Source organism: Paramagnetospirillum marisnigri (assembly GCF_001650715.1).
GTDB classification, from domain to species: domain Bacteria; phylum Pseudomonadota; class Alphaproteobacteria; order Rhodospirillales; family Magnetospirillaceae; genus Phaeospirillum; species Phaeospirillum marisnigri.
The window spans coordinates 1-14,659 of sequence record NZ_LWQT01000098.1; the positions used below are offsets into that span (position 1 = coordinate 1).

16 protein-coding genes are annotated in these 14,659 nt (G+C 60.3%); 8 read left to right on the top strand and 8 right to left on the bottom strand.

Annotated elements, in window-relative coordinates:
* Positions 1-667, bottom strand: a 667-nt coding sequence (locus A6A04_RS17465) for a PAS domain-containing protein (RefSeq protein WP_156612672.1), incomplete at its 3' end; no start/stop codon positions are given.
* A 108-nt stretch (positions 668-775) separates the two neighbouring features.
* Here A6A04_RS17465 and A6A04_RS22510 point away from each other — a divergent pair.
* From A6A04_RS22510 to A6A04_RS17480, 4 genes are all read left to right on the top strand, one after another.
* Positions 776-1,078 carry a hypothetical protein gene (locus A6A04_RS22510; protein ID WP_156612673.1) on the top strand — a complete coding sequence of 101 codons (303 nt, stop codon included), beginning with the start codon at positions 776-778 and terminating at the stop codon, positions 1,076-1,078.
* Between the two features lie 181 nt (positions 1,079-1,259).
* On the top strand, positions 1,260-1,943 hold the full coding sequence (locus A6A04_RS23250) for a hypothetical protein (protein WP_068495203.1): 684 nt from the start codon (positions 1,260-1,262) through the stop codon (positions 1,941-1,943).
* Between the two features lie 19 nt (positions 1,944-1,962).
* Positions 1,963-2,313, top strand: a complete 351-nt coding sequence (locus A6A04_RS17475; protein WP_068495209.1) for a hypothetical protein — start codon at positions 1,963-1,965, stop codon at positions 2,311-2,313.
* A 390-nt stretch (positions 2,314-2,703) separates the two neighbouring features.
* Entirely contained in the window at positions 2,704-3,027 is a 324-nt protein-coding gene (locus A6A04_RS17480; RefSeq protein ID WP_068495215.1) for a hypothetical protein, read from the top strand.
* On the opposite strand, the gene A6A04_RS21875 is transcribed toward A6A04_RS17480, so the two are convergent.
* Positions 2,978-4,411 carry a tyrosine-type recombinase/integrase gene (locus A6A04_RS21875; protein WP_172822809.1) on the bottom strand — a complete coding sequence of 478 codons (1,434 nt, stop codon included), beginning with the start codon at positions 4,409-4,411 and terminating at the stop codon, positions 2,978-2,980. The genes A6A04_RS17480 and A6A04_RS21875 overlap by 50 nt on opposite strands.
* 380 nt (positions 4,412-4,791) lie before the next feature.
* On the opposite strand from A6A04_RS21875, the gene A6A04_RS21880 reads away from it, so the two are divergent.
* Positions 4,792-4,902: a JAB domain-containing protein gene (locus tag A6A04_RS21880; RefSeq protein WP_245651269.1), complete on the top strand. Its 111-nt coding sequence runs from the start codon at positions 4,792-4,794 to the stop codon at positions 4,900-4,902.
* Here the strand turns inward: A6A04_RS21880 and A6A04_RS17490 are convergent.
* Positions 4,880-5,728, bottom strand: coding sequence for a division plane positioning ATPase MipZ (locus A6A04_RS17490; protein WP_068495221.1), 849 nt, complete (start codon positions 5,726-5,728; stop codon positions 4,880-4,882). The genes A6A04_RS21880 and A6A04_RS17490 overlap by 23 nt on opposite strands.
* Before the next feature lie 91 nt (positions 5,729-5,819).
* On the opposite strand from A6A04_RS17490, the gene A6A04_RS17495 reads away from it, so the two are divergent.
* Positions 5,820-7,340 carry a PAS domain-containing sensor histidine kinase gene (locus tag A6A04_RS17495; protein WP_172822810.1) on the top strand — a complete coding sequence of 507 codons (1,521 nt, stop codon included), beginning with the start codon at positions 5,820-5,822 and terminating at the stop codon, positions 7,338-7,340.
* 2 nt (positions 7,341-7,342) lie between these two features.
* Here the strand turns inward: A6A04_RS17495 and A6A04_RS23255 are convergent, their stop codons facing one another.
* The 4 genes from A6A04_RS23255 to A6A04_RS17510 all read right to left on the bottom strand — a co-directional run bounded on the left by A6A04_RS23255 (position 7,343) and on the right by A6A04_RS17510 (position 11,919).
* Positions 7,343-8,008, bottom strand: coding sequence for a hypothetical protein (locus A6A04_RS23255; protein WP_245651270.1), 666 nt, complete (start codon positions 8,006-8,008; stop codon positions 7,343-7,345).
* 6 nt (positions 8,009-8,014) lie between these two features.
* Complete coding sequence (locus tag A6A04_RS17500) at positions 8,015-9,406, bottom strand: protein kinase family protein (protein WP_245651271.1); 1,392 nt, start codon at positions 9,404-9,406, stop codon at positions 8,015-8,017.
* Between the two features lie 76 nt (positions 9,407-9,482).
* Entirely contained in the window at positions 9,483-10,772 is a 1,290-nt protein-coding gene (locus A6A04_RS17505; protein ID WP_068495227.1) for an adenylosuccinate synthase, read from the bottom strand.
* 13 nt (positions 10,773-10,785) lie between these two features.
* Positions 10,786-11,919, bottom strand: coding sequence for an ATP phosphoribosyltransferase regulatory subunit (locus A6A04_RS17510; protein ID WP_068495229.1), 1,134 nt, complete (start codon positions 11,917-11,919; stop codon positions 10,786-10,788).
* 387 nt (positions 11,920-12,306) lie between these two features.
* On the opposite strand from A6A04_RS17510, the gene A6A04_RS17515 reads away from it, so the two are divergent.
* Together A6A04_RS17515 and A6A04_RS17520 are read left to right on the top strand one after the other, a co-directional pair.
* On the top strand, positions 12,307-12,777 hold the full coding sequence (locus tag A6A04_RS17515; protein WP_156612674.1) for a hypothetical protein: 471 nt from the start codon (positions 12,307-12,309) through the stop codon (positions 12,775-12,777).
* Between the two features lie 28 nt (positions 12,778-12,805).
* On the top strand, positions 12,806-13,141 hold the full coding sequence (locus A6A04_RS17520; RefSeq protein WP_068495233.1) for a hypothetical protein: 336 nt from the start codon (positions 12,806-12,808) through the stop codon (positions 13,139-13,141).
* A 12-nt stretch (positions 13,142-13,153) separates the two neighbouring features.
* Here the strand turns inward: A6A04_RS17520 and A6A04_RS17525 are convergent, their stop codons facing one another.
* Complete coding sequence (locus A6A04_RS17525; protein WP_245651272.1) at positions 13,154-14,488, bottom strand: methyl-accepting chemotaxis protein; 1,335 nt, start codon at positions 14,486-14,488, stop codon at positions 13,154-13,156.
* Between the last annotated feature and the right edge of the window lie 171 nt (positions 14,489-14,659).

The following is a 14,659-nucleotide window of genomic DNA, read 5'->3' on the forward strand; positions in this document are numbered from 1 at the left end:
ATGTCTCTTCTTCGGCATGGAATGTCCCCTTCATGGTCAGTTGAATTATTACATTCAACCTGGAGCCATTCACGGGGGGAGGGTCAACGGGATCAGGAACCAATTGTCGGATGCTCTTGCCGATAACTTCGTCAGCCTTGAAATCAAAAATTCGCTCAGCGGCAGGGTTGAAGGTCTGAACGATGCCGTTCTTATCGACGGTGACGATACCGTCGGCCACGGTATTGATGATCCCTTCAAGCCACTGCTCTCGTGCCCGTAGGGCACGGGCGGACTTCAGATGATCCGAGATATTACGGGCCTCAATGATGAATATCTCTTCACCGGGCATCCCCAGGCGGTTGACCCACATTTCCACATCAATTTCCAAGCCATCCCGATGCAGAAGCTTCAGGGGGATCACCTGCTCTTCGGCAAGCAATTCAAGGCCCAGACCGACAAGCTCGGCATAATCAGGGTGAAAGAGCCCACCAATTTCAGATTCCAGAAGCACAGATTTTTCGTATCCAAGCCAGCGTAGCCCTGCGGGATTGATGAAAACGATTTGATGGCTTTGGACGAGAATTATGAGGTTCTGCATCTGCTCAAGAAGATCAAGCCTGACCTCCCAGCCATCCTTCGCCGTGCCGCTGATCAGTTCCAATTCACGGAGAAACTTTGAAGCCATCAAACTTCCTATGGTTCCAATTCGTTGGTCGTGCCCGCAGGTGGGATATCGGCTTTGACAAGCCCAATGAGATCAATGCTCTCCAGGCCGTCACCAGTTCACTCTACCATGAAGATTTTCTGTGCGACATCGCCGCCAGCCATGCTCCCTGCTCAATATGATCTGCCCAGTGATGGCGATACGAACGAACGCCACCTGAAGCATGGTGGAGTCCGTTTAGCGGACATTCCGTCGCCGCCGCTGCACCGAGATTTGAAGATTTTTGAAACCGTGACATTCGGGCCGCACACTTCCATACGCTGCGGGAAAATAGGCCAGGACAAGAGTGTTCACTTTAAGTTCCAAAAAGACCGGCCAATTATTTTAAAAGTGTGCGAAACCGCAAATCAGCCTGATTTAAATATCAGGTGATTTTCAGACTGAATACAACCATGATGATATAATATTATAAGAATGATTTTGAACATGAGTGTTATTTTTGGCGTTGACGAACACCACATTGCGGCCGTAGTACGCAAAATAACACGGCAGAACGATCCGTAATTTCGGATAACATTGCCATTTGATTTATGCGTAACAGGAGGCAGTTGTGATGAATATTAAACGTGGACGTTTCGATCAGATCGAAACTGTCGACTCGAAGCCCGCAACCAGCATTTTGGATCACTTCAAGGCCGCTCTCCCTGAGCGGTTCGTAAAGTTCGACAATGCATGTCGCGGGGATGCCTTAAACCTCGATCTCTATGGGGTTGACCCCGAACAGGATGTGGCCGTGGTCCAGGTCCGGCACTCCTTCCGCCGCTACCGCAATGGCTTTCTCAACCAGCACAAAACCTACGTCCTCTGTGGGTACAACGAATTAACCAAGCAGCCTTTCCGTCACCCGGTTGGTGCCGCTGCTGTTCGTGCTGCAATCCGCCGCGATCCGACCGATCCAACAGCACCAGTTCTGGCTTCCCAGAGGTGGATGTGGAAGGTGACCAATCGCCAATTGGCAATGGGAATTCGCCAGGGCGATGTGCTGCTGGTCCCCGAACGCGGTCAGCCCAAGGTCGCTAAGGAAATCGGCACCCAACACACTGTCGGCCAAAGCCATGAAATCCGGGCCGCCAGGATCGTAGTCACCATTGATGGGCGGGTCTGGGCCTTCTCCCCAAGCGTTTGGCACGCCAAGAACCAGCACGACCCGATCTTTGCCGACCATGAGGGCTGGCACTCGGTTCGGGTCGCCCGTGAGGAAATGGCCTGGAACTTCAGCGTCAGACTAGGCGATTGAGACCAAGGAGGTCGCAGAAATGGACAAGATCATCAAACTGCTCGCCGCCGCAGTCGATCCTGCTGCAACAGACCCAGAACGGCTGACGGCCATGAGCAAGATTGCAGCAATCCTCAACGCCAAAGGAATCCACGCAAGCCAATTGTCGATCAGGACGGATGACATCGAAATCGGCAGTTCGTCCATCGATTGGGAAAAGGAGGCCAAGGAATCGTGGGAAGAGCTTACTCGCCTGCGGCGGGAGCTATCCAAGCTCAAGACCGTCCATAAACGGGCGGCCAAGCCTAACGACTGCCGGGGCTGGTCCTCAACGGTGAAGGCCAACGTGGTGACTGACAAGGACGGGTACGTGGTTGGGTCTTGGTCGTGACCCTATGCCGACAGGCAGACGATCAATGGGTGATGTAGCTCACCGTAGAGCGGCGGCGAAAGTCGCAGGCGATGGGTCGTTCCCATCCATCACTCCCGATGGCGGCGTTGAACACTCGTTGATAACGAACGGACTGATGGTGCAGGCACCGGAATCTATGGTTCCTGCACCATTTCGGACACAAGACTGCACTCGCAGCCTAAATAAATATGAAAGCGAGGTGCGTCATGCATGATAAGCCAAATAACGTAATTCTATTTACGAAAACTATAGATATAAACCCGGACCATTACGCCAGAACATGCCCAAAGTGTGGAGGAATACACTACCTAATAACTCTTACAAATAAGATAATCTGCGATAACTGTTTTGTAGCCGCCGAGTTTCCTGATGATGAAATCTGAAGAAGAACTGATCTTGGTTGCCGCAATTGAGCGTCGATTGGCGGAACTGTCCTCCCGATATCCATCGTCAATTATGCTGGCTGTTGATAACGAGGGCCGAGCTTACCTGGACGCTGCCCTGGAGGATCGCCTGGGGGAGGTGGTGCTCACCGATAACGGCGGCGGCCCTTTGACCGAGGTGCATTGGAAGACGGTTATCAACCACATCGGTTTCGTCGCCGTGATCGTGTGGCTGAGCGATCCACGAGACTTGGCCTTGGTCAGGCAGGCGTGTCGTGAGGTGGAGGAGATGCATCAGACAAACACTTAATTGTCGCAATAAACGCCCTCATTTCAACGCTATTATATGTGTATTCACCGTGGAAATTCCTGATTTCACTTCCAATACACTCATCGTCCATGCCTATCCAGTTCACCCCAATCTCTTGCCATATTCGTATTAATTCACGGGCGTCAGAAAGGAATGGGTTTTTAATTTCTCTTTTCGCACCCGCCTTAGCATCTTTAAATACGTCGGCCAGCCCGATATCGATAGTCCCCGCAAGAGCCTCCAAATTTTCTCGCAGATTAATATCAGATGCATAGTGCTTTCTGATTTGAACTTCAGATGTCCCCATATTTGCAGCAAGCTTGTATAAGTTAAATGGCGTCATATTATGTATCATCCATTGGCAGTATGAATGCCGCATACTACCAAGTGTACGATAACCACCCTTTCCATCACTCCACAGGCCAGCTTTTTGCAGTAGAACCTGGACACCATCATTAATGTGACATGGCTTCAACGGATTAAATTCATTTGAAAAAACATATTCAAGTGGGTCTTCAGTCTTTCTGTGTGCGAGCATTTCCACATATGTATTCATTATTTCAGACCGACAAACGACAGATCGCACCGGCTTCAGTTTTGACCTTACATTGCTAATGTGCAGTGTTTTCCCAGATTGAACGGGAATTACAGCAATATCACCCCACTTAAGACTATGCACTTCCGCAACACGCAAACCAGAATACAGCACAAACTCAAATGCACAAATCACCCTTCGCAATCTCCATTTGTGATAGTCCCGTTTCTCAGCATTAATTCTTTTCTGCTGTAAGTCACAAATAGCTTTAAATTGGTCGGCTGTGATGGATGAACGTGGTGAATCTAGACGATCCGTGTAGACAGTTTTTGTGAGGCGATGCTCCGTCCTAAAATGTGTTTTCGAAAATCGCAAAACTTCATTGATTGTCATTGCATATTGATTAATTGTATTTCTATTGGATACGCCGAGCTTCCGCCTTGTAGTTTCCTGAACACGTCCATTCTTAACAAAGCTCAACTTACTAATATTTTTCCCAGGCCCTTCAGTCCAATAAGTTGCGAAATGGGTTTTTGCCCTCCTTATATCATCATCGCTTATATCCTTTATTTCCTTATCCGCAAAAAATGGGATCAGATACGAGCGTATGTGATTAATTTTCTTACCAAGTGTTTGAGGATGCCGCAGACGATCACCGTTTGGGGCACGCTCTCCATATTTCTTACGTGCCTTCAATTCTTCCTCAAGCTCTTCAGCTAATTTTTCGGCCACTATGCGGAAGGTCACATCCTTCCGGGGCTTTCCACTGCTGATTCTCGTCTGTAGCTTGATAAATTCAGCTTGGGCCTTTCTTCGAGCATCAGCCTCATCGGCGGTTCCGGTGGTCAAGCGAACCGGTACTCGCTCTCCTGGTCTCCTGAAAAGGCAGTACCAGCGATCCCCACGCCAATATAATTGCTGAGTTCCCTCTGATGCGGGCGTAAAGTTGAGCAGGATCGGTTCCCTGTGCTGCACTGTGTCCGTTGTTTTTTCAGCGTTTTTCGTGTGTCGCATTTGTGTTTTTACCACCAGATGGATGACGAATCATACAGGGTGGATTGGCAGGTTTCAACGGCCTCGCGACGCAACATTTTGGGCATCACTCGGAAAATTACAGCTTATATGGTAAGTGTTGGGTTATTTGCTCTTTAAAGCGAAAATAAAAGGTCACCGGCTAACGACACAACCACCCCTCGGGCGATCCCAAGCCGTCGCGCGCAGATATCGACATGACCCGTGCCGTCAAGGAGGCACTGGGCGCGGTCGGCATCGGAGTCCACGACCATGTGGTCATCGGCCGCAAGGGCCACGCCAGCTTCAAGGCGATGGGGATTTTGTGAGCCTGTCCAGCCGCTCCGCCACCCGGGGCAGCCACAGATTGGCCAGCAGGGCGCAGACCTCGTCGCGGGCGGAATGGTGGGAGCGGGTCAGTTCCATGCCGATGCCCGCCTGCTCCACGTCCAGCACCGTCAGCCCCCACAGGAACATATAGCGGTAGATCACCCGCTCGCCGAAGCCCTCGGCCAGACGGAATCCCAGGATGCGCTGCATCTGCGGCAGCACATCGGCCATCATCTGCTTGTTGCGATCCGCCAGGGCCGACAGGCGCGAGCGGGTCACCACCCAGTCGATGCCGGATTTGTGGCGGGCCCGGCGTTCCCGCCGCAGTTCCCAGACCAGATCGGAATAGACACCGGATCGCTTCAATTCGCGGCTGACCGGGTCCAGTTGCCCCAGCAGGTCCAGGTCCAGCAGGCTGTCGTTGAGCGGCGTGATCAGGGTATCGGCATGGGTATGGGCATGGCGCGACAGCGGCGCGTCGGCACCGGGACAGTCCACCACGATGAAATCGGCGGCGCCCGCCAGCTCGGCCAGGGCGGCATCCAGCGCCGCCTGTTCCTCCGCCACCGCTTCCGACTTCAGGTCCAGGGCCGAAGGCCGCACCACCGCCTGGGTGGGCATGGGCAGGGCGACGCCGGTACGCTCGACCCAGGACAGGCGGTTGGCGACATAGCGGGCCAGGGATTGCTGGCGGTGGTCCAGGTCGATACAGCCGACGCGGAAGCCCAGGCGCAACAGCCCCACGGCCAGATGCATGGCCACGGTGGTCTTGCCCGACCCCCCCTTTTCGTTACCGATCACCACCACATGGGCGCGTCCCGCCACTGCGTTCTTCCCTCTCCTGCCTTGCCGACCCCTCCCCTATGCTACACTATCCGGGCCGGGTAAACCCAAAGCATCGGAAAGCGCGCGCTTCATGCACAGGTCAAGTATCCAGTTCCACCCGGGCGGTGATGATGCCACGTCGCCGTTCTGCACGGTGGCGACACGCCTGCTGGCCGATATCGGCTGCATCGGCCTGCGGCGGCATATGACCCCAGAGGGAGAAATCACCTATCCGTGGTTTTCCGAGGCCCTGCACCGCATCCTGGGATTTCAGTCCGACCAGATGACAGTGAACGCCAAGGGCGCCCTGAACCCCATCCATTGGGCCGACCGCGACGACCACCTGCGCGAGATCCTGAAATCGGCCGCCTCGCTGCACCCCTGCCACGAATCCTTCCGCATCATCGATGCCCAGGGCGAGACCCGTTGGCTGACCGGCACCTCCTATCCCCGCCAGTTGCCGGATGGGCGGGTGATCTGGGATGGCGTCTGGATGGACGACACCCTTCTGCAACGCGCCCAGGACCAGCATGAAATGCTGATGGACGCCGCCGAGGACTGCATCTTCATCCTGGATGGCGATGGTGTCATTACATGGGCCAACGCGGCCGCGGCGAACTGTTTCCGCCAGGAGGCGGACCATCTGCCCGGACACCCTTTCGGCGAGTTGGTCGAGACGCCCGATCTGCGCCCCGGCAGCCACGAATTGAGCGCCCGCCGCCCCAATGGCGAAACCTTCCCCTTCCAGATGACGGTCAGCGAGATGCGCCGCGACGGCAAGCTGAACCTGATCGTCATCGGCCGCGATATCACCGAAGCTACCCGCATCCGCCAGGAACGGCGACATCTGGAACTGCTGTTGCTGGAAAGCCAGAAACTGGAGGCGCTGGGACGGCTGGCCGGCGGCATCGCCCATGAGCTGAACAACATGCTGGGCCCCATCCTGATGGGCGCCGAGATGGTGGCCCGCACGGCACCACTGGACCAACGGAACGCCGAGCGGGTCCAGCGCATCATCGACGCCGCCAAGAACAGCCGCGACATCGTCCGCAGCATCCTGGCCTATTGCCGCAAGGAGGCCAAGACGCTGGTGCCGCTGGACATGGTGCCACTGGCACAGGATTTCGCCGCCATGGCCGAATCAGTCCTGCCCGCCGCCATCAAGGTGGTCCGCCATATCCGAACAGACCGGGCGGTCATCATGGGCGATTCCGGGCAGTTGCGTCAGGTCCTGCTGAACCTGGCCAACAATGCCCGCGATGCCATGAACGGCGAGGGCACCCTGACCCTGGAACTGTCGCTGCCATCAGACGGGGAACTGGCGGCATTGGTGGCCGATGACGGCAAGACCCCGATCAATCCCCTGTCGGACATCACCCCCGGCTACCGCTATTTGTTGCTGCGGATCACCGATACCGGCCCGGGCATCCCCCCCCAACTGGCGGCCAAGATTTTCGATCCCTTCTTCACCACCAAGCCGGTGGGCCAGGGTACCGGGCTTGGCCTGTCGGTGGTCCAGGGCATCATCAAGGGCATGGCGGGATCAATCGCGGCACGCAGTCGCCCGGGCGAGGGAGCAACCTTCGACATCCTGCTGCCCCTGGCGGAATAGGATCAGAATACCGCCGAGATCACCGAGATGGTGGCGGTGATCATGGCGATGATGATACCGGTCACCGCCGCCGTCTGGCGACCGATGCGATCGGCCTCGACGGCGCGTTCCTCGGTTTCGGTAATGATCTGCCTGATTTCTTCCTCGGCGGCATGGTATTGCGCCTGGGCGAACTGGAACTCGTGCTCGTCGCGGACCTTTTCGTCGATATTTTCCAGCAGGTTGTAGATTTCGACGATGGAGCCCTTACGCACCAGCTTGGGAATTTCCTTTTCCAGCTCCTTGCGCTTCTGGCGGCCGTGGAAGGCCGCCACCACCGGCGCCATCACCGCTCCCATCCACCCGGCCAGGCCAGGCAGGGATTCCGGTCCCAAGCGGTATTGCAGAACCGCGTAGAGGTTGAGCACCGCCAGCATGGCGGCGCCCTGGCTGGAGTCGTTGAGCTGCATCAGGTTGCGGTCGATATCCGAGCGCATGCGGGCGCCCAGGAAGGCGGCGATGTGACGGTCCATGGGGCCGTGCTTGCTGTCGGAACGCTTGGCCGCGGCATTGCTGAGGGCGGGCAGCAGTTCCTTGACCTCGACCACATATTCCTCGCCCAGCAGCGAGCTTTGACAGGGCAGCGCGTCGTTCATCTCGTACAGGCAGCGCTCCAGCCCGAATCCCATGCCGGTCTAGGCGAGATAGGCCCGCAATTCCTTGAAGTTCGACTCCATCAGAGAATTGTCGAGCTGGTAGTCACCCCTGAAGCCGAACCACAGCTTGGGCACCTCGCGCAGGATGATCTCGGTCAGCAGCCTGGTGTCGCTGCGATTGGCCATCACCGCCGCCAAGGCGGCGCCGAAGCCGTCGGGCATGAAGTTGAAGCCCTTGTAGCGGATGGGCGCGTGGGGATCGAGAATGATCAGGACCTTGCACAACATCAGGTCGGTGGCGCTTTTCTTGTCGGCACTCTCGTTGAGCGCCATGCGCACCACCTCGGCGACGACATTGGCCTTGTCCTTGTCCTCCACCGCCCGGCGCAGCCACAGCTCGATCTTGCCTTCCACCACCGGCGGAATGGCCTGGTCCCAGTTCTTGGACATGGCCTGCGACAGTTCGCGGCCGTTGAAATACTCCTTGCCCTGGAAGGGGAAACCGCGGCTGGCACGTTTTTCACCGCGCGGCTGCAGGGGCGACATGCGCCGCCCGCTCATCCACAGGTCCAGGTCCTCCAATTCCCAGCGCTGGGCGGCGTCGTCGCACAACAGGCCGCGCAACAGCTCGATCATGGCCAGCGGCAGGCGTTCCTCGCCGATCAGGGTGTTGTAGCTGCCCTGCTGGATCTTGGCCGACAAGATGGCCTCGTCGCTCATCCCGCCGCAGGGATTGCGCCCCAGCAGCAGCAGCGCCAGGGTGACGCCGAAGGCATAGAAATCGTCGGCGAAGGTGCCCGAGCCGCGCGCGATGGGGGTACACATGCCGGATTCGACGGTCTCGAACAGCACCGGCTGATCGAAGGCGGCGGGCGTGGTGGCGCAATCGCCGCAGCCCAGGCGGTCGCCATTGCCACTGATATCAAACAGGTTGGTGGGGCGGATGGCACGGTGGGTGACACCGCGCGAGGCCATTTCCTTCAGCGCCCCGGTCACGGGCTCGATCACCTTCTTGATGATCTCGTATTCGTCGATGCGCTTGAATTCGCTCTTCATGTTGGCCATGAAGCGCCGCCCGCCGGGACGCTCGTAGACCACCGTCATGCACTGGCGTCCAGCGGGCGCCCAGAACAACGGCCCCCATTCCACCAGTTGCTGCAGGCCGGGGGCGGAGACGCCCTTCAACGCCCGCATGACGGTGACGCGGGGCGGCAGTTCCGGCTTGCAGATCAGGGCATAAAGGGCGCGGCTGCTGTCACGCTTGTCCTCGGCCACGAAGGCCTCGGCCCCCGGTGTCGACAGGTCGGGCAGCGGCTGGTTCGACCGGATCATGTAGCGGTCGCGCAGCATGCCGGGCGGGCTCGCGGTCTTTACGACCTCGACCTTTTCCTCGACCTCCTGCTCGACCTCGGCGTGTTCGGCGTCCGCCATCACCCTTATCCGTTAGCCGGTCAAACCACGGGGGCGACCGCCTCGCCAGTGTAGAGACAGGCGAGCCGCCCGACAATCACGTCGCGAAGGGGTCGTGCACCAGGATGGTGTCGTCACGCTCGGGGCTGGTGGACAACAGCGATACCGGCGCCTCGATCAACTCCTCGACGCGACGGATATACTTGATGGCCGAAGCGGGAAGGTCCTTCCACGACCGCGCGCCATAGGTGCTTTCCGACCAGCCGGGCATGACCTCGTAAATGGGCTCCACATCCGCCTGACGGGACTGCGAGGCCGGGTAATGGGCCAGGGTCTGGCCCTGGGACTTGTAGCCGACGCAGATCTTCAGCTCGTCCAACCCATCCAGCACATCCAGCTTGGTGAGCGCGATGCCATTGATTCCGCCCACCTTGATGGCCTGGCGCACCATGACCGCATCGAACCAGCCGCAGCGGCGGCGGCGGCCGGTGACGGTGCCGAATTCGCGACCGCGATCGCCGATGCGCTCGCCGATGGCGTCGAACAGCTCGGTGGGGAACGGACCCGAGCCGACGCGGGTGGTGTAGGCCTTGCAGATACCCAGCACATAGCCCACCTGCCCCGGCCCCACGCCAGCGCCGGTCCCGGCATTGCCGGACACGGTGTTGGACGAGGTCACATAGGGATAGGTGCCGTGATCGACGTCGAGCATGGCGCCTTGCGCGCCCTCGAACAGCACCCGCTTGCGGGTATGGCGGATTTCGTCGAGGCGCTTCCACACCACATCGGCGAAAGGCAGGATCTTGGGGGCAACGTCCAGCAGTTTGGCCAGAAGTTCGCCGCCATCCACCTCGGCGGCGCCGAGGCCGCGCAGCAGGGCGTTGTGATGGCGCAGCAGCGTCTCGATCTTGGCTTCCAGCACCGCACGGTCGTCCAGGTCGCAGACCCGGATGGCGCGGCGCCCCACCCGATCCTCGTAGGCGGGTCCGATGCCGCGCCCGGTGGTGCCGATCTTGGCCGAGCCGCTGGCCTCTTCCCGCGCCTTGTCGAGATGGGCGTGCAGCGGCAGGATCAGACAGGCGTTCTCGGCGATCTTCAGAACGTCGGGGGTGATGGCGATGCCCTGGGCATTGATGCGGGCGATCTCGTCCAGCAGCGCCCAGGGGTCCACCACCACGCCGTTGCCGATGATGGACAGCTTGCCCCGCACCACGCCCGAGGGCAGCAGCGACAGCTTATAGGTGACGCCATTGATCACCAGGGTATGCCCGGCATTATGGCCGCCCTGGAAGCGCACCACCACATCGGCGCGCTCCGACAGCCAGTCGACGATCTTGCCCTTGCCCTCGTCGCCCCACTGGGCGCCGACCACCGCGACATTCGCCATTCTCAACCCCTACCTATTGAACGTCCAAGAGTCCGTCCGGGCCGAGCACATGCCCACAACCCAGACGCTTCGCCTCACTCATGCCATCGCCGGGCTCCAGCCCCGCCACGGTAATCCATCCCTGTTCCCGCAGGGCTTTCGCCCGCTGGCGGTCGGTTCCGGCCGGAACCAGGACCCGGGGGCCGGGTTTCGGTCCCGCCAGGGCCGACAGCACCGAATCCATGAACAGGGTGGCGCCGGTGGCGGGCTCGGTCCCGCCCGCCAGATAGCGCCCGCCCCGGCCCAGTTCCGCACCGATATTACGGGCGAACAGGGTGAATCCGACACCGGTATGATACTCGAAGCCGCGATTTTCCACCGGATCGACGGTCAGCGTCAGCCCGGGCAGGTCGGCCCGCACCAGTTCCACCACCCGGGCGAGGCGATCGCGCTCGGCGGCGGCGGCGGGCGGCAGGGCCAGATCCTTCAAGGCGGCAATGGCGCGATCGGCCGGCCCGGCCGCGGCGATCAGCCGGGCCAACAGCGGCGCGGCGGTGCCCGCCTCGGCCACGGTGGCGGAATCCTTGTGATCCAGCGCCGCGCGCATGCGCTCGGCCAGGGCGCCGGTCAGGCCCAATTCACCGAACAGCACCGGGATCAGGGTCGGCAACGCCAAATCCACCGACACGCCCGGCACCGCCAGATTGATCAGCGCCTCGGCGGTGAGCACCAGCACCTCGGCATCGGCGGCGGGTGAATCGCTGCCGATCAGCTCGATCCCGGCCTGACCGAACTGGCGCTCGGGGCGCAACTGGGTGCCCTTGACCCGCAGAACCTGACCGCCATAGGACAGGCGCAACGGCCGCGCCACCTGGGCCAGCCTTGTGGTGGCGATGCGGGCCACCTGCGGCGTCATGTCGGCGCGCAGCCCCATCATGCGCTGGCTGAGAGGGTCCATCACCCGGAAGGTATGGGATGAGGTGGCGGCCCCGGCACCATCCAGCAGGCTTTCCTCGAATTCGATCAGCGGCGGTTTGACCCGCTCATAGCCATGGGCGGCGAAGCCGTTCATGAGCTGGTTGACCACATTGGCCTCGAAGGCGGCGTCGGGCGGCAGCATGTCGCGCAGGCCGGCGGGAAGCAGGGCGCGATTGGCGAAATCGGTCATCGGAGATGTCGCAACCTGGAACAAGGGCGGCGCCTGCCGCCCGATGAATCGAGCAACCGCCTAGGTATCGCTTTTAGCGCGGAACGGCAAACGGAAATGACAGGCAAGCCAGGCAATCGGATGAAGGACCCGATTCCCTCTCCCGCTTGCGGAAGGGAAGAATGCAGAAGTTTCTCCTTTGCCCGATGCCTCTGGACAGTCGGAAGAATTTGCTGCGGCGCAGCTAATACCCTTGCGTCGCCTCTCTAAACAGAGGGGCTCTATGCCTTCCGATCAACCCAGAGTACAGTCCTCGTCGTGAAATCATTCCATGGGGCCGCCGGATGCAGGCGCCCGTCCTGACTTCGGTTGATCATGTTCGCCCATGTCTTCGGAAGGAGTTTCGGAGTGACAACAGCCAATGCCACGGCACCGCGCCGCGCCGCTCGCCCTCAGCCGAGGAAGCCCGCCTCGGAGCCACCGACCAGCAATGTCATACCGCTGACGCCCTGGAGCGTGCCGCTGCCGCCGCTGGGCGAGGGAGACATGCTCGGCTGCGCCTGCGACATGGTCATTATCGACGGCGACATCGCCAATGCCGTCATCACCGCCCAATGCGACTACCACAAGGATCTGCTCGATCTCGCCAGCGACACGGTCGCCACCATGCAGGCCGTGATCGACCGGACCATCACCGCCACCGCATCGTCCGCTTTGCCCGGTGACGACGCCCTGCAACAGGACGGCGCCAAGGTCCTGGGCCAGATGGAGCGCTACGCGGCGGCCAATCTGCGGCTGGCCCGGCGCCTGTTCGATGCCCAGATGGCGGCGCTGGAAGGCTTGGCGGGGTTGCCGCGCCATTTCCTGCACCTGAACTGAAACCCAACGGCCGGACAGGAGGGGGGAGATGCCCGAATTTCAGAGCAACGATGCCCGTAGCGCCATGACGGAACAACGCCTGAAGCGGTGGACACAGGGTCGCGAGCCCATCGGCAGCCCGTCGCTGTGGCATGTCATCACCCATGCGGTCGAACGGGCGCAAGACCAGGGGTTGGGGGAAGCCCAGCAGTATAACCGTGCCGTCCATGCGGTCATGCGGGTGGAGCCGTCGCTGACGCTGCTGTCGGCCGCGCGGCTGGTCAATGCCCATCTGGAAACCGTGGACCCGCTGGGACTGCTGGCCCGCTACACCAGCACCGTCGCACGCGGCACCAAGCCCTTGGACGAGGCAGCCCCGCCCTGAGAGGGAGCCGAACTAGAACCGATTGCGATTGCCCAACTGGTCCAGGCTGGCCATCACCCCCTTGGAGGCTTCGGCCGCTAGGGCGATCGCCGTCAGGGCACCGTCCAGATCGCCAGCCTTGAAGCGGCGGGCCGCCTCGATACCGTGGCGATGGACCTCGCGATGGGGTTCCTCCAATGCCGCGAAGGCGGGATGACGCAAGATGGTCTGGTCCTGCAAGGTCCCGCACCACTTGCCCAAACGGCACTTGGTATGGTCGGCCAGGTCGTCGGGATTGAGCACTTCTCGCCCCACCACCATGTCGGCGAGGCGCTTGCGCCACAGCATGTGGTCGGACTTGGCCACATGCAGGGTGAAGTCCTCGATCTCCAGATCAGCCATGGAATTCAAGGTGGCGACCACCTTTTTCGAGGCCGCATCCATCTCTCCCACCACATCGGTGATGGCAGCCACATTGGCGGCCGCCAGATTGGCGATGGCGCCGACGCCTTCCGACACGTCCTGCGAGGCGGCGGTCTGCTGGCTGAGAATGCCCGCGATTTCCGCCATCTTGACCGAGACTCCCTCCACCTGGGCGGTCAGGTCGCGCATGCCGTCGCTGGTGGCGGTAATGACGTCCTCGCCCGTCCGCACCGCCTCGGCGCCTTGCTGCATGGTGCGCACGATCTCGTCCATGTCCTGGCGCAGCCCCTCGATGCGGTCACGGATGTCGACCGTGGCCTTGGCGGTCTGATTGGCCAGGGTCTTGACCTCGTTGGCCACCACGGCGAAGCCCTTGCCCGCCTCACCGGCGCGGGCCGCCTCGATGGTGGCGTTGAGCGCCAGCAGGTTGGTCTGGGACGCAATGTCCTCGATCTGATTGACGATATCGCCGATCTGCACCGAGGCCTGGGCAAGGCTGTCCACCTTTGCCGCCGCCATGGTCACCGCCTCGGCGATGGCATGCATGGCCGCAATGGCCTGGTTGGCCGCCGACTGGCCCTGCTGGGCGACCGAGCGCGCCGACTGTGCCTGCTGCGCGGCGGCATCGGAATTGCGGGCGATTTCACCGACACTGGCCACCAGTTCCTCGGAGGCGGCGGCGATGGCCTGGGAACGGCGATCAACCTCGTTGACGTCACGCATCATGGAGGCCGCCTTGGTGACCGCCTCGTTGATATTGACCGAAAGATCCACATCCAGCCGCAGGGTCTCCCCCGCCTTGGCCTCCAGCAGGGTCGCCAGTTGCTTGACCTTGCGCGAAACCGGACAACTTCCCTCGGGAACACTGCGGTACTTTCCCGCCAGCAGCAGGTCCAGGGTGGCATCGACTTGCGAGAAAGCAAGCATCTCTTGAGAATTGCTCACGTCTTGCGAGCTATCCGGCACAACGGAAGTCTGGGTTCGAGAAGAAAAAAGCCAGGACATAACACCCCCATCGGACTTCGCGCATGGCCAGCGCTAATTTTCGGCGGACGATATCAATCAGCCCAACCAGCGTCACCATACAATTGGATGCGCATACCTTTTATATATGGA

Bases quoted from the DNA above. Each gene is read 5' to 3' on its own strand.
- A6A04_RS22510 (WP_156612673.1), top strand. From the start codon at position 776: ATGAAGATTTTCTGTGCGACATCGCCGCCAGCCATGCTCCCTGCTCAA.
- A6A04_RS23250 (WP_068495203.1), top strand. From the start codon at position 1,260: ATGAATATTAAACGTGGACGTTTCGATCAGATCGAAACTGTCGACTCG.
- A6A04_RS17475 (WP_068495209.1), top strand. From the start codon at position 1,963: ATGGACAAGATCATCAAACTGCTCGCCGCCGCAGTCGATCCTGCTGCA.
- A6A04_RS17480 (WP_068495215.1), top strand. From the start codon at position 2,704: ATGATGAAATCTGAAGAAGAACTGATCTTGGTTGCCGCAATTGAGCGT.
- A6A04_RS21880 (WP_245651269.1), top strand. From the start codon at position 4,792: ATGACCCGTGCCGTCAAGGAGGCACTGGGCGCGGTCGGCATCGGAGTC.
- A6A04_RS17495 (WP_172822810.1), top strand. From the start codon at position 5,820: ATGCACAGGTCAAGTATCCAGTTCCACCCGGGCGGTGATGATGCCACG.
- A6A04_RS23255 (WP_245651270.1), bottom strand. From the start codon at position 8,008: ATGGGATTCGGGCTGGAGCGCTGCCTGTACGAGATGAACGACGCGCTG.
- A6A04_RS17500 (WP_245651271.1), bottom strand. From the start codon at position 9,406: ATGGCGGACGCCGAACACGCCGAGGTCGAGCAGGAGGTCGAGGAAAAG.
- A6A04_RS17505 (WP_068495227.1), bottom strand. From the start codon at position 10,772: ATGGCGAATGTCGCGGTGGTCGGCGCCCAGTGGGGCGACGAGGGCAAG.
- A6A04_RS17510 (WP_068495229.1), bottom strand. From the start codon at position 11,919: ATGACCGATTTCGCCAATCGCGCCCTGCTTCCCGCCGGCCTGCGCGAC.
- A6A04_RS17520 (WP_068495233.1), top strand. From the start codon at position 12,806: ATGCCCGAATTTCAGAGCAACGATGCCCGTAGCGCCATGACGGAACAA.